The organism is Ramlibacter sp. (genome assembly GCF_035548915.1).
GTDB lineage: Bacteria > Pseudomonadota > Gammaproteobacteria > Burkholderiales > Burkholderiaceae_C > Ramlibacter.
Genome location: NZ_DASZSE010000031.1, coordinates 91,261 through 104,116, shown reverse-complemented (window position 1 = coordinate 104,116; position 12,856 = coordinate 91,261). Strand labels below are relative to the sequence as shown.

Annotated in this window: 11 protein-coding genes and 1 tRNA gene; 9 read left to right on the top strand and 3 right to left on the bottom strand. The window is 68.1% G+C overall.

Going from position 1 to position 12,856, the window contains the following annotated elements:
• Positions 1-132 precede the first annotated feature (132 nt).
• Positions 133-684: a YfiR family protein gene (locus VHA82_RS11495; protein WP_325543661.1), complete on the top strand. Its 552-nt coding sequence runs from the start codon at positions 133-135 to the stop codon at positions 682-684.
• Positions 684-2,222 (top strand): methyl-accepting chemotaxis protein, encoded by a 1,539-nt coding sequence (locus VHA82_RS11490; RefSeq protein ID WP_325543659.1) that lies wholly within the window; start codon positions 684-686, stop codon positions 2,220-2,222. Before VHA82_RS11495 ends, VHA82_RS11490 begins: the two co-directional genes overlap by 1 nt.
• 63 nt (positions 2,223-2,285) lie before the next feature.
• Here VHA82_RS11490 and efp read toward each other — a convergent pair whose 3' ends face one another.
• Positions 2,286-2,840, bottom strand: coding sequence for an elongation factor P (gene efp / locus VHA82_RS11485; protein WP_325543657.1), 555 nt, complete (start codon positions 2,838-2,840; stop codon positions 2,286-2,288).
• 87 nt (positions 2,841-2,927) lie between these two features.
• On the bottom strand, positions 2,928-3,998 hold the full coding sequence (gene earP / locus VHA82_RS11480; RefSeq protein ID WP_325543655.1) for an elongation factor P maturation arginine rhamnosyltransferase EarP: 1,071 nt from the start codon (positions 3,996-3,998) through the stop codon (positions 2,928-2,930).
• Between the two features lie 19 nt (positions 3,999-4,017).
• Between earP and uvrC the strand changes: the two genes are divergently transcribed.
• The 7 genes from uvrC to VHA82_RS11445 all read left to right on the top strand — a co-directional run bounded on the left by uvrC (position 4,018) and on the right by VHA82_RS11445 (position 11,311).
• Positions 4,018-6,114, top strand: coding sequence for an excinuclease ABC subunit UvrC (uvrC, locus tag VHA82_RS11475; protein WP_325543653.1), 2,097 nt, complete (start codon positions 4,018-4,020; stop codon positions 6,112-6,114).
• A gap of 22 nt (positions 6,115-6,136) precedes the next feature.
• Positions 6,137-6,706, top strand: coding sequence for a CDP-diacylglycerol--glycerol-3-phosphate 3-phosphatidyltransferase (pgsA, locus tag VHA82_RS11470; RefSeq protein WP_325543651.1), 570 nt, complete (start codon positions 6,137-6,139; stop codon positions 6,704-6,706).
• A 7-nt stretch (positions 6,707-6,713) separates the two neighbouring features.
• On the top strand, positions 6,714-7,589 hold the full coding sequence (locus tag VHA82_RS11465; RefSeq protein ID WP_325543649.1) for a DMT family transporter: 876 nt from the start codon (positions 6,714-6,716) through the stop codon (positions 7,587-7,589).
• Positions 7,590-7,631: 42 nt separating this feature from the next.
• Positions 7,632-8,717: a tartrate dehydrogenase gene (locus VHA82_RS11460; protein ID WP_325543647.1), complete on the top strand. Its 1,086-nt coding sequence runs from the start codon at positions 7,632-7,634 to the stop codon at positions 8,715-8,717.
• 228 nt (positions 8,718-8,945) lie between these two features.
• Positions 8,946-9,218 (top strand): HU family DNA-binding protein, encoded by a 273-nt coding sequence (locus tag VHA82_RS11455; protein ID WP_325543645.1) that lies wholly within the window; start codon positions 8,946-8,948, stop codon positions 9,216-9,218.
• Positions 9,219-9,252: 34 nt separating this feature from the next.
• A tRNA-Val gene (locus tag VHA82_RS11450) sits at positions 9,253-9,328 on the top strand.
• 66 nt (positions 9,329-9,394) lie between these two features.
• Positions 9,395-11,311, top strand: coding sequence for a SurA N-terminal domain-containing protein (locus tag VHA82_RS11445; RefSeq protein ID WP_325543642.1), 1,917 nt, complete (start codon positions 9,395-9,397; stop codon positions 11,309-11,311).
• Here VHA82_RS11445 and VHA82_RS11440 read toward each other — a convergent pair.
• Complete coding sequence (locus VHA82_RS11440) at positions 11,265-12,743, bottom strand: hypothetical protein (RefSeq protein ID WP_325543640.1); 1,479 nt, start codon at positions 12,741-12,743, stop codon at positions 11,265-11,267. The two genes, VHA82_RS11445 and VHA82_RS11440, sit on opposite strands and share 47 nt — an antisense overlap.
• Positions 12,744-12,856 lie beyond the last annotated feature (113 nt).

The window sequence follows — 12,856 nt, the reverse complement described above, 5'->3', positions numbered from 1 at the left end:
CGGCCGCGCCCAACGAGGCACAGTCCCGGGGGACGTGAGAACAATCAGGGCAAGAGTCATGCGAATTGGCAACAGGAAGAAGACGAGGCGCACCGCCGGGGCCGCGGCAATCGGGCCGGTCGGGAAGCGGTGATGCCGCTGCGCGATCGGGTACGCGTCCTTGCGCTGGCGGCCTTGCTCGGCATGCTGCCTGCCCTCGCGGTCGCGGAGGAATCCCTCGAATACCAGGTGAAGTCCGCGTTCCTCGTGCGCTTTGCCGACTACGTCGACTGGCCCGCGAGCGCGTTCGCGTCGCCCACGGCGCCTTTCGAGATCTGCGTGGCGGGCGAAGACCCGCTGGGCGCCGCGCTCGACAAGGCCGCCGCCGGCCACCAGGGCCATGGCCATCCGATGGCGCTGAAGCGGCTGAAGGCGGTGCGGCCCGACAGCGGCTGCCACATCGTGTTCATCGCGGCAGGCGAAGGCTCGCATGCCGATCAGCAGATCGAGGCGCTGCAGGGCGCGCCCGTGCTCACCGTGACGGAGGCGAAGTCGGGCGCGACCGGAATCGTCAACTTCGTCGTGAAGGAGGCGCATGTGCGATTCGATATCGACGATGCCGCTGCCATGCGAAACGGCCTTGCGATCAGCTCGAAACTGCTCGCGCTCGCCCTGAACGTGCGGCCGCGCGCGGGAGCGAAATGATGGCGCTTTTCGCCGACATCCCGATCCGCACGCGGCTGCTCGTGACCGGCGTGCTCACGAGCGGCATCGCCCTTTTGCTCGCGGGCCTCGCGATCGTCGCCTACGACAGCTACAACTACGCTCGGCTGCGTTCGCGCGAGCTCGCCTCGCAGGCCGACACGCTCGCGCTCAGCACGTCCGCCGCGATCGCTTTCGACGATGCGCGCGCCGCCACCGAGTACCTGAAGGCTTTCGAGGCGAACCCGGCGATCCTCGCCGCGGCGGTCTACGGCGGCGACGGCAAGCTCTTCGCGCAGTTCCACCGCGCCGTCGCGGGGGCGCGGCCGCTACCCGCACGCGCGCTCGCGCCGGGCGAGCACTGGGCCGGCGACGAAGTCGAAGTGACGCGCGAGGTGCGCGACGCGGGCCGGGTGACGGGGATGGTGTATCTGCGAGCGGCGGCGGAGTCGACCGCGATGCGCTTCGTGCGCTATGGCGGGATCATTCTGCTCGTGCTGCTCGGCTCGCTCGTGATCACGCTGCCGCTTGCGATCCGGCTGCAGCGTGCGATCGCGCGCCCGATCCAGGACATGTCGCAGGCGATCTCGAAGGTGGCGGGCGGCGACCTGACCATCGATTTGCCGCGGGGCGGCCGGGTGGACGAAATCGGCGTGCTCGCGTCGAATTTCTCGCGCATGATCGAGCGCCTGCGCGAGCAGGTGCTGGCGCTCGTCGAAGGCGCGAACGTGCTGGGCTCGGCGGCCACCGAGATCGTCGCATCCACTTCGCAGCTCACGGCCGGCGCGAGCGACGCCGCGACGGCGGTGAGCGAGACCACCGCGACCGCGCAGGAAGTCCGGCAATCGGCCGAGGCCGCTTCGGCCGATGCGCGGCGGGTCGCCGACATCGCGCAGAAGGCGGTGCGGTTTTCCCAAGGCGGGCGCAAGTCCACCGAAGAGATGGCCCAGGGGATGCAGCGAATCCGCTCGCAGATGGACGCGATCGCGCAAGGCATGCGGCAGCTCTCGCAGCGCAGCGAGGCCATCGGGCAGATCATGGCGACGGTGGAGGACATCGCGTCGCAGTCGAAGCTGCTCGCGGTGAATGCCGCGATCGAGGCGGCGAAGGCCGGCGACCAGGGCGTCGGGTTCGCGGTGGTGGCTCAGGAAATCCGTCATCTCGCGGAGCAGTCGCGCGGCGCGGCCGTGCAGGTGAGAACGCTCCTGGAGGAAATGCAGAAGGCCACCGCCACGGCGGCGGCGGCCACGGAGTCGGGCAGCGAAGCGGTGGCCGCGGGCGTGCGGCAGACCGAGAGCGCGGCCGAGGCGATCGGCGAGCTCGCCGCGAGCGTGTCGGAGGCGGGGCAGGCGGTGAACCGCATCGCGGCCACGAGCCGTCAGCAGCTCATGGGTGTGGAGCAGATGGTGGGCGCGATGGAAGGCGTGCGGCGCGGCAGCATGCAAAACGTCGCGGGTGCGCGCGAGCTCGAAGTGTCGGCGCGCAATCTGAGCGAGCTGGGCGAGCGGCTGAAGGAGATGGTGGCGTTCTATCGCCTGTAGCAGAGCAGGTGGGTAGCCGAGGGGCCGAGCAGCCGAGCGGCCGAGCGGCTGAGCCTGGGCTTGTCAGACCCGCCGGCGATACTCACCCGTGCGGGTGTCGATTTCGATCCTGTCGCCCTGGTTCACGAAGATCGGCACGCCGACTTCGAAACCGGTGGCGATCTTCGCGGGCTTCAGCACCTTGCCCGACGTATCGCCCTTCACGGCCGGCTCGGTCCAGCTGATCTCGCGCTCGACGCTGGTGGGCAGTTCCACGGAGATCGCCTTGCCTTCGTAGAACACCACTTCGGCCGGCATGCCGTCTTCGAGGTAGTTCAGCGCGTCGCCCATGTTTTCCTTCTCGACTTCGTACTGGTTGTACTCGGCGTCCATCCATACGTACATCGGGTCGGCGAAGTAGGAATAGGTGCACTCCTTCTTGTCCAGCACGATCTGGTCCATCTTGTCGTCGGCCTTGAAGACGACTTCCGTGCCCTGGTTGTTCAGCAGGCTCTTCAGCTTCATGCGCACCGTGGCGGCGTTGCGGCCCCCGCGCGAGTACTCGGTCTTCAGCACGACCCAGGGGTTGCCGTTTTGCATGATCACGTTGCCGGCGCGGATTTCTTGGGCGATCTTCATAGAACGTCGAAAAATGGGGGAGGAAGGAGGTGCGCGCGGCGATTGCGCGCAAAGCCCTATATTGTAGCCTCTCCACCGAGCGAGCGATCAGGGACTCGCCGCGCGCAGCTCGCGGGCGAATGCGATGAGCCCGCCCACGAGCTCCGGCAGCGCCTCGGCCCGCCGGGCGGCAAGCTCCGCGGCGGGCGCCCAGGCTTGCGCATCCGGATGGGGCAGCGCGATGTCCGCGAGCCCGTTCCACACGCTGTGGAATCGCCGCAGCGCGTCGGGTGGGTTCAGCCAGTCGACAAAGGCGTGCAGCTTCGCCGCGTGCGCCCCGTCTTCCTGCGGATAGGCCTGCCAGACGAAGGGCTTGCGCGCCCAGATCGCGCGCACGAGCGAATCCTCGCCGCGCACGAAGTTCAGGTCGCACGACCAGAGCAGGTGGTCGTACTCCACCTGCGTGACGAAGGGCAGGAAGTGCAGCGAGAGCTTGCCGTGCCGGTGCGTGTTCGGCAGCAGCCTTTGCACCGCGGCGCGCGGGCGGCCTTCCGTCACGAGCAGCGTGGTGCGCCCGGGCCCGCGCGCGAGCTGCGACAGCAGCTCGGCCAGGGCCGCCGGCTCGTAGCAGAAAAGGCTCATGTAGGTCGTGTGCTCTTCCATGTGCACGCCGGCTCGCGCGAGCCACGCCGGGCGATCCACCCGCGCGCGCCGTTGCGCGAAGTCCTGCTCGCGGATCAGCCCGCCCGTGGCCTGCGTGAATCCGGGGTAGAAGAAGTGCTTGGTGAGGCCGCGGGCGGGGCCGTGCAGCACCGGCGAGGGCAGGCGGTGGCTGCGCTCGACGTAGGGCTCGGCCGAGAGGTATTCGAGGTTGATCCACGCGGGCTGGCGGCCGTCGCGCGCGGTCGCTCGCGCGAGTTCGGTGAGGAACGTCCCGGGCGGATCGCATCCGAAGGCCTCGATCACGACCTCCCCCGGCCGCGCGAGGGGCGCCGGTTCTTCCCACTTCACGAGCGTGACGCGGTCATGGCGGCCCGGGGCCATCCACCCGAGGGCCGTGGCGTCGTCGATCCAGAGGCGCACCTCTTCGCCGCGCGCGGCCAGCTCCGCGGCAAGGCGCCAGCAAACGCCGATGTCGCCGTGGTTGTCGATGACCTTGCAGAAAATGTCCCAGAGCACGGCTCGGATAATAGGCGCCATGGCGCGACCCCGTTCCGAAGCCCAGTCACCAGCTAGTTCGCAAGCTCCTGCGCAAGCTCATTCGGAAGCCCCTTCCGACGGCCGCTGCGACGCGCACTCCGAGGCGCTGCTCGCGCAGGTGGCCGCGCTTCCCGCGCTGCCCGGCGTGTACCGGTACTACGACGCGGACGAGGCGGTGCTCTACGTGGGCAAGGCACGCAACCTGAAGAAGCGCGTCTCGAGCTACTTCCAGAAGGACCACGGCGGCACGCGCATCGGCCACATGGTGGGCAAGATCCGGCGGCTGGAGACGACCGTCGTGCGCTCCGAGGCCGAAGCGCTCCTCTTGGAGAACAACCTCATCAAGTCGCTCGCGCCGCGCTACAACATCCTCTTTCGCGACGACAAGAGCTACCCGTTCCTGAAGATCGAATCCGGCAGGTTCCCGCGCGTGGCGTACTACCGCGGCGCGGTGGACCGCAAGCACAGCTACTTCGGGCCGTACCCGAGCGCCTGGGCCGTGAAGGAATCGATCCAGCTGATCCAGAAGGTGTTTCGCCTGCGCACGTGCGAGGACACCGTGTTCGCGAACCGCACGCGGCCGTGCCTGCTGTACCAGATCAAGCGCTGCACCGGGCCGTGCGTGAACCTCGTCTCGCCCGAGGACTACGAGCGCGACGTGCGCAACGCCGAGGCGTTCCTGCTCGGCGACGCCGATGCCGTACTGAAGCAGCTCGAGCAACGCATGACGATCCATGCGGAGAAGCTCGAGTTCGAGCAGGCCGCGGAGCTGCGCAACCAGATGGGTGCGCTCGCGAAGGTTCTGCACCAGCAGTCGGTGGAGACCGCCTCCGACAAGGACGTGGACATCCTCGCCGTGAAGGTGCTGGGCGGCAAGGCGTGCGTGAACCTCGCGATGGTGCGCGGCGGCCGGCACCTGGGCGACCGCGCGTACTTCCCGAGCCACATCGAGGATGCGGCCGCCGTGCAGCACTTCGAGGAAGGCGACGACGGGGCGCCCCCGGCCGCGACGCAGTCCGTGGAACTGCAGGTGCTCGAAGCCTTCATCGCCCAGCACTACATCGGCGTGCCGGTGCCGCCTTCGATGATCACGAGCCACCCGGTCGGCCGCGAACTGATCGAGGCGCTCTCTCAGCAAAGCGGCGTGAAGATTTCCGCCGTGCACAACCCGCGCGAACAGCGCCGCCTCTGGCTCGAGATGGCGCAGCGCAACGCCGACTTGCAGCTTGCGCGGCTGCTCGCGGAGGAAGGCTCGCAGCAGGCGCGGACGCGCTCGCTCGTGGAGGCGCTCGACCTCGCGCCGGACAACCTCGACACGTTTCGCATCGAGTGCTTCGACATCTCGCACACCGCGGGCGAAGCGACGCAGGCCTCGTGCGTGGTCTTCCACCACCACCAGATGCAGAACCGGGAATACCGGCGCTACAACATCGACGGCATCACGCCGGGCGACGACTATGCGGCGATGCGGCAGGTGCTCACGCGGCGCTATGCGCGCCTCGCGCAGGCGGGGCGCGACACGCCCGAGGCGACGCCGCCCGAGACCGCGCCGCCCGAGGCCCCGCAGCCCGAGGCCCCGCCGCCCGAAGCCACGCCGCCCGAGACCCCGCCGAAGCGCGGCCGCGGGGCTGGCGGCGGCGCCGAGCGCCTCCCCGACCTCGTGCTCGTCGACGGCGGCCGCGGCCAGGTGAGCATGGCGCGAGAGGTGTTCGCGGAGCTCGGGCTCGACCTGTCCGTCATCGTCGGCGTGGAAAAGGGCGAGGGCCGCAAGGTCGGGCTCGAGGAGCTCGTCTTCGCCGACGGCCGCGACAAGATCTACCTCGGCCGCGACTCGGCGGCGCTCATGCTCGTCGCGCAGATTCGCGACGAGGCGCACCGCTTCGCGATCACCGGCATGCGCGCGCGCCGCGCGCGGGTGCGCGTGGGCGGCAGCCGGCTGGAGGAGATCCCGGGCATCGGCGCCAAGAAGCGCGCGCGACTGCTGCAGCGCTTCGGCGGCATTCGCGGCGTGGCCGCGGCGAGCGTGGAGGACATCGCCACGGTCGAAGGCATCGGCCGCGACCTCGCCGAGCAGATCTACCGCGCGCTGCACTGAAGGCCGCGCATAATCCGGCCCCATGTTCCTCACGACGCCCACGATCCTCACCTGGACGCGCATCGTCGCGATCCCGTTGCTGGTGGGCGTGTTCTACATCGGCCTCGACCCGGGCACGCAGAACCTCGTGGCGACGGTGATGTTCGTCGTCTTCGCCCTCACGGACTGGCTCGACGGCTACCTCGCGCGGCGGCTGAACCAGCAGTCCTCCTTCGGCGCGTTCCTCGATCCCGTGGCGGACAAGTTCCTGGTCTGCGCGTCGCTGCTCGTGCTCGTGCACCTGAAGCGCGCCGACGTCTTCGTGGCGCTCATCATCATCGGCCGCGAGATCGCGATTTCCGCGCTGCGCGAATGGATGGCGCAGATCGGCGCGTCCAAGAGCGTGGCCGTGCACATGCTCGGCAAGGTGAAGACGACCGTTCAGATGATCGCCATTCCCTTCCTGCTTTTCGGAGGGACGCTCTTCGGCACGATCGACACGATGCTCTGGGGCACGGTCCTCATCTGGGTCGCGGCGATTCTCACGGTGTGGTCGATGGTCTACTACCTGCAGCGAGCCTTGCCCGAGATCCGCAAGCGCGTGAAGCGCTGAGTCTGTCATGAACGAGCAGACGCAGCCCACGCTGCTGCGCGCCATGCCCGCGGTCTTCGTGCTGATCTGGAGCACGGGCTTCATCGTGGCGCGGTTCGGCATGCCGCATGCGCCGCCGCTCAAGTTCCTCACGCTGCGCTACGTGTGCTCGGTGCTGTGCTTCGGCCTGTGGGTGATCCTCGCGCGCGTGGCGCTGCCGCGGCCGCGTTCGCAATGGCTGCACCTGGCCGTGACCGGCATCCTGATGCACGCGGGCTACCTGGGCGGCGTGTGGGCGGCCGTGAAGTCGGGCATGGGCGCGGGGCTGGCCGCGCTCCTCGTCGGACTGCAACCCGTGCTCACCGCGCTCTGGATCGCGGCGCGGGGCCACGCGGTGGGCCTGCGGCAATGGGGCGGGCTCGCGCTCGGCCTCGCGGGGCTCGTGCTCGTCGTGTGGCAAAAACTCGGGCACGGCGAGGTGACGGCGTTCAACGTCGCGCTCGCAACCGGTGCGCTGGTGAGCATCACCGTGGGCACGCTCTACCAGAAGCGCTTCGTGCAGGCGTGCGACGTGCGCTCGGCGAGCCTCGTGCAGCTCTCGGCGGCCTTCGCCGTCACGGCGCCGCTCGCCTGCTTCGAAACCGAAAGCGTGCGCTGGACGGGCGAGCTCGCCGGCGCGCTCGCGTGGTCCGTCGTCGCGCTCACGCTCGGCGGCAGTTCGCTGCTGTACCTGCTGATCCAACGCGGTGCGGCAACGGCGGTGACGAGCCTGCTCTACCTCGTGCCGCCTTGCACGGCCCTGATGGCGTGGATACTCTTCGGCGAGCCGATCACGGCCTTCACCGTCGCGGGCATGGCGCTCGCCGCGATCGGGGTGAGCCTCGTCGTGCGCTCGCGCGCCTGAGCGTCCGATGCCAGAATCCCCCCACTTTCCCGAGGAGCACACATGACCAGGACACGCATCGCCGTCATCCCCGGCGACGGCATCGGAAAGGAAGTGATGCCGGAGGGCATCCGCGTGATGGACGCGGCGGCGCGCAAGTTCGGCATCGAGCTCGCGTTCGACCACTTCGATTTCTCGAGCTGGGACTACTACGAGAAACACGGCAGGATGCTGCCCGAGGACTGGAAGGAGCGCATCGGCGGACACGACGCCATCTACTTCGGCGCGGTCGGCTGGCCGGGGAGGATTCCCGACCACATCTCGCTTTGGGGGTCGCTCCTGCTGTTTCGCCGCGAGTTCGACCAGTACGTGAACCTGCGTCCGGCGCGGCTCATGCCCGGCATCGTGGCGCCGGTCGTGCGCAGGGACGGATCGAAACGCGAGCCGGGCGAGATCGACATGTACATCGTGCGCGAGAACACCGAAGGCGAATACTCGAGCATCGGCGGGCGCATGTATCCGGGCACCGAGCGCGAGATCGTGATGCAGGAGACGGTGATGTCGCGCGTGGGCGTGGACCGCGTGCTGAGATTCGCCTTCGAGCTCGCGAGGACGCGCCCGAAGAAGCATCTCACGAGCGCGACCAAGTCCAACGGCATCGCGATCACGATGCCCTACTGGGACGAGCGGGTGGAAGCGATGGCCAAGGAGTATCCGGACGTGTCGGTGGACAAGTTCCACATCGACATCCTCACCGCGCACTTCGTGCAGCGGCCCGACCACTTCGACGTGGTGGTCGCGAGCAATCTCTTCGGCGACATCCTCTCGGACCTCGGGCCGGCGTGCACGGGCACCATCGGCATCGCGCCGAGCGCGAACCTGAATCCGGACCGCCGCTTTCCCTCGCTCTTCGAGCCGGTGCACGGCTCCGCGCCGGACATCGCGGGGCGCAACATCGCCAACCCGATCGGCCAGATCTGGAGCGGCGCGATGATGCTCGACTTCCTCGGCCACCGGGCCGCGCACGATGCGGTGCTCGCCGCGATCGAGCGGGTGCTCGATCCCGCAAGCGGTGCACCGCGCACCGGCGACATCGGCGGGCGCGCCTCGACGGCCGATGTGGGGCGCGCGATCGCCGAGGCGCTGTAACGGCGCTCGCGCGCTTTGCGAATAGAATCCCCCTCCCGTGAGGCAAGCGGAGAGCTCATATTGACATGGCGTGAAGCCGTGGCTCTAATCGGCTTGCCGTGATCCACGGCGGCGAACAAGTCTCCCGCGTCCTGCCGATCGACAACCTGCAAAGGCGGCACGGACGGGGAGACAAAAATTTTTGAGAAGACAACCCTAGCAACTCTTTTCTCTCTACGAGGGGCCCCAGTGAACAAGACCGAACTGATCGAGCACATCGCGAAGCATGCTGACATCTCCAAGGCCGCGGCCACGCGGGCGCTGGAGTCGATGATCGGCGCCATCAAGACCACGCTGAAGAAGGGCGGATCGGTCTCCCTGGTGGGCTTCGGAACGTTCGCGGTCGGCAAACGGGCGGCTCGCAGCGGCCGCAATCCGCGCACCGGCGCTCAGATTAAAATCAAGGCCGCCAAGGTCCCCAAGTTCCGCCCCGGCAAGGCGCTGAAGGACGCCCTGAACTGATGGCGTTCGAATTAGCGAGGGGTAAGTAGCGAAGGGGTGCTTAGCTCAGCCGGTAGAGCGGCGCCCTTACAAGGCGTAGGTCGGCGGTTCGAACCCGTCAGCACCCACCAGCAGCACGAAGGCGAACCGACGGTTCGCCTTTTGTTTTCTTTGTCGAGAGCCACGCGAGTCATCCGATGTTCGAATTCGTCCGCAAGCACACGCGCATCATGCAGGTCATCCTGTTCCTGCTGATCTTCCCTTCGTTCGTGGTGGTGGGCATCAACGGCTACAACCGGCTGCAGGAGCGGGGCGAAGCGGTGGCCCGCGTGGACGGGCGCGACATCATGCAGGCCGAGTGGGACAACGCGCACAGGAGCGAAGTCGACCGCCTGCGCCAGCAGATGCCCAATCTCGACGCGAAGCTGCTCGACTCGCCCGAGGCGCGCTACGCGACGCTGGAGCGCATGGTGCGCGATCGGGTGCTCGACGCCGCGGCGCACGACGAGAACCTCTCGGCGAGCGACCAGCGCGTCGCAAGCGAGATTCAGCAGAACCTCCAGTGGCTGAAGGGACCGGACGGCCGGCTCGACATCGCGAAATACCGCCAGTTCCTGCAGACGCAGGGCATGACGCCCGAGATGTTCGAAGGCCAGGTGCGTGCCGACCTCTCTTCGCGCCAGGTCCTCGCGGGACTCGGCAATTCGGTCTTCGCACCGCGCGCGATCGCCAACGCCGCGCTCGGTCCCTTCTACGAACGCCGCGAGATCCAGGTCGCGATGTTCCCTTCGGGCGAGTACGAGCCGAAGGTGGCCGTGAGCGACGCGGACATCGAGGCGTTCTACAAGGCCAACCCGCAGCTCTTCCAGGCGCCCGAGCAGGCGAACATCGAGTACCTGGTGCTCGATCTGGATTCGGTGAAGAAGTCGATTGCGGTGAACGAACAGGACGTGAAGTCCTACTACGAACAGAATCAGGCGCGCTACGGCACGAAGGAGGAGCGGCGCGCGAGCCACATCCTCATCGACGTGCCGAAGAATGCCTCGCCTGCCGACAAGGAAAAGGCGAAGGCCCGCGCCGAGGAGCTTCTCGCGGAGGTGAAGAAAGACCCCGCGAGCTTCGCCGAACTCGCGAAGAAGTACTCCAAGGACCCGGTGTCGGCCGCGCGCGGCGGCGACCTCGACTACTTCACGCGCGGCGCGATGGTGAAATCGTTCGAGGACGCGGTGTTCGCGATGAAGCCCGGGGACATCCGGCTCGTCGAAAGCGAATTCGGCTACCACGTGATCCGGCTCGCCGACGTGAAGCCCGGCACGACGAAGACCTTCGACGAAGTGAAGCCGCAGATCGAGGACGAGCTGAAGAAGCAGCAGGCGCAGAGGAAGTTCGCGGAGGCCGCCGACACGTTCACCAACACCGTGTACGAGCAGGCCGACAGCCTGAAGCCCGCGGCGGACAAGCTGAAGCTCGACATCCAGACGGCGCAGAACGTGCAGCGCGAGCCCGCGGCGGGGGCGAAGGGGCCGCTGGCCAATCCCAAGTTCCTCGCGGCGCTCTTCTCGCCCGATGCGACACAGAAGAAGCGCAACACGGAGGCGGTGGAGACGGGTCCGAACCAGATGGTGTCCGGCCGCGTGGTGCAGTACATGCCGGCGCGCACGCGGCCCCTCGCCGAAGTGAAGGATGACGTGAGGAAGCGGCTCGTCGCGCGGAAGGCCGCGGAGCTCGCGAAGAAAGAGGGGCAGGACAAGCTCGCGGCGTGGAAGTCCGCTCCCGCGACCGCGGTGCTGCCGGCGGCCATCGTCATTTCGCGCGAGGACACGGCCAAGCAGCCGAGGCAGGTGGCCGATGCCGCGCTGCGCACCGATCCGACGAAACTCCCGGCGTTCACGGGCGTCGACCTCGGCGAAGGTGGCTATGCCGTCGTCAGAGTGAACAAGGTGATCGCGCGTCCCGCGCCGCCGCCGGATGCCGCGAAGCAGGAAGAGGCGCAGTACGCGCGTGCCTGGGCGACGGCGGAGAACCTCGCGTACTACGACGTGCTGAAGGATCGCTACAAGGTGCAGATCAACGTGGCGAAGCCCGCGCCGCTGCCCCAGCCGGCGGGGCAGTGAAGGTGACGGCCTTCTTGCGGAAGAACGCGATGATGTGCGGCACGTTGCCCGGGCCGCTCGGGCCCGCGGCGAAGGTTCCCTCGGCCGGCAGATAGGGGCCGCCGACGATTTCCCCGGGCGGCAACGCGACATAGGTGAATGTGTCGCCTGCCGCGTTGCCCGCGATCCAGTTGGCGTGAGCAGCCGAGATGCGCGCGGGGTAGGACTTGTAGTCCGCCAGCAATGCACCCCACGACGGGATGCCGGCAATGACCACGGCGAGCAGCAGGCAAAGCGGTGACAGGGCCGGCAACCCGCGGGCCGCGGACCGGCCTTGCATGCGGCGTCCGAGCCACCATGCGAACGAGAAGAGCGCAAGGCACACGAGCGCCTGCCGGAAGGTGCCGTGGCGCTCGCAGCAGACGACGCCGAACTGATAGTAGGCGGCCGCGATGATCGTGAACGCCGTGGCCAGGGCCGCCGCGCCGATGAAAAGAGGCAGGGGCCGCGCTGTATCCGTGAGGGGTCTGCGCGGTGCTGCCGAGCTGCGCGCCCACGACCAGATGCCGAGGAAGAAGAGGCCCTTCACCGCGAGGCCCGAAGCGATGTCGCCGAAGTTGGGCGCGCTGCCGTCGAGCGAAACCAGTTCGACGGCGAAGACACGCGCGCTGTTCAGCATGGCAGAGACGGGATGATGTGCGACCGCGCGGTCGCCGAAGATCTCGACCGGATTGCCGAGGCGGCCGAAGACGCCGAGCGCCAGCACCACGCACGCGGCGGCGAGCGGCGGAGTGAGCCAGACCCATCGCATGGCGTGCGCCGAAGCGATCGAAGTGAAGCGCCGGGCGGCGACGGACATCGCACCGAACCCTGCGAGGATGAGCACGAAGAACGCGGACACCTCGGCGCAAAGGACCGCGATCGCAAGCAGCACGGATGCCACGACTCTCTCGCGCCGCGATGCGAGTCCTGTCGCGCATGCGAGCCACGTCACCGTGGCGATGCACGCGAGCGAGATCAGGTAGGCCATGCCGCCGCCTTGCGGCCAATAGAACATCTCCCCGGAAGGGTGCCCGAGGAGGAAGAGGCAGAAGAGCGAAAGTGCGGGTGGCCACCATGCGACGTCGCCGCGTTCGAAGAGGAGCGAGGGCACCCAGATGAGGGAGATCGCAAGCGGCAGCCACAGCAGCATGAGCACGGGCGCGATGAGAGGTTCGCCCGCGGCGTCGACCCAGTGCGCGTAGCCGAAGAGGATCAATTCGGAGAAGGGGCGTGGGCTCCAGGTGAGCACGCGGTGCGCGTAGGTTGCCCAGCCGCCGCGCACGAGCGCCGGGATCGTGTCCCATTCGTCCTGCCATTGGCCGAGGGGAATGAGGCCTGCGTAGGCGGCGATGACGATTGCGAAGAAGGCCGCTGTGGCGACCTGCAGGAACTTCGGTGCGGGAGGTCGCAAGGGCGAAATGCCACGAAGGCAGGAGTGGAGAGGGGGGGTGGCTGGATTCTAAACAGCGGAGACTCCCCCAGCATAGAATCGGATCGCAGACGCTGGCGGCGCCCGTTCAACTC

Excerpts from the sequence above, each read along its gene's own strand:
- uvrC (WP_325543653.1), top strand. The coding sequence starts at position 4,018 with ATGGCGCGACCCCGTTCCGAAGCCCAGTCACCAGCTAGTTCGCAAGCT.
- pgsA (WP_325543651.1), top strand. The coding sequence starts at position 6,137 with ATGTTCCTCACGACGCCCACGATCCTCACCTGGACGCGCATCGTCGCG.
- VHA82_RS11490 (WP_325543659.1), top strand. The coding sequence starts at position 684 with ATGGCGCTTTTCGCCGACATCCCGATCCGCACGCGGCTGCTCGTGACC.
- VHA82_RS11495 (WP_325543661.1), top strand. The coding sequence starts at position 133 with ATGCCGCTGCGCGATCGGGTACGCGTCCTTGCGCTGGCGGCCTTGCTC.
- VHA82_RS11465 (WP_325543649.1), top strand. The coding sequence starts at position 6,714 with ATGAACGAGCAGACGCAGCCCACGCTGCTGCGCGCCATGCCCGCGGTC.
- VHA82_RS11460 (WP_325543647.1), top strand. The coding sequence starts at position 7,632 with ATGACCAGGACACGCATCGCCGTCATCCCCGGCGACGGCATCGGAAAG.
- VHA82_RS11445 (WP_325543642.1), top strand. The coding sequence starts at position 9,395 with ATGTTCGAATTCGTCCGCAAGCACACGCGCATCATGCAGGTCATCCTG.
- efp (WP_325543657.1), bottom strand. The coding sequence starts at position 2,840 with ATGAAGATCGCCCAAGAAATCCGCGCCGGCAACGTGATCATGCAAAAC.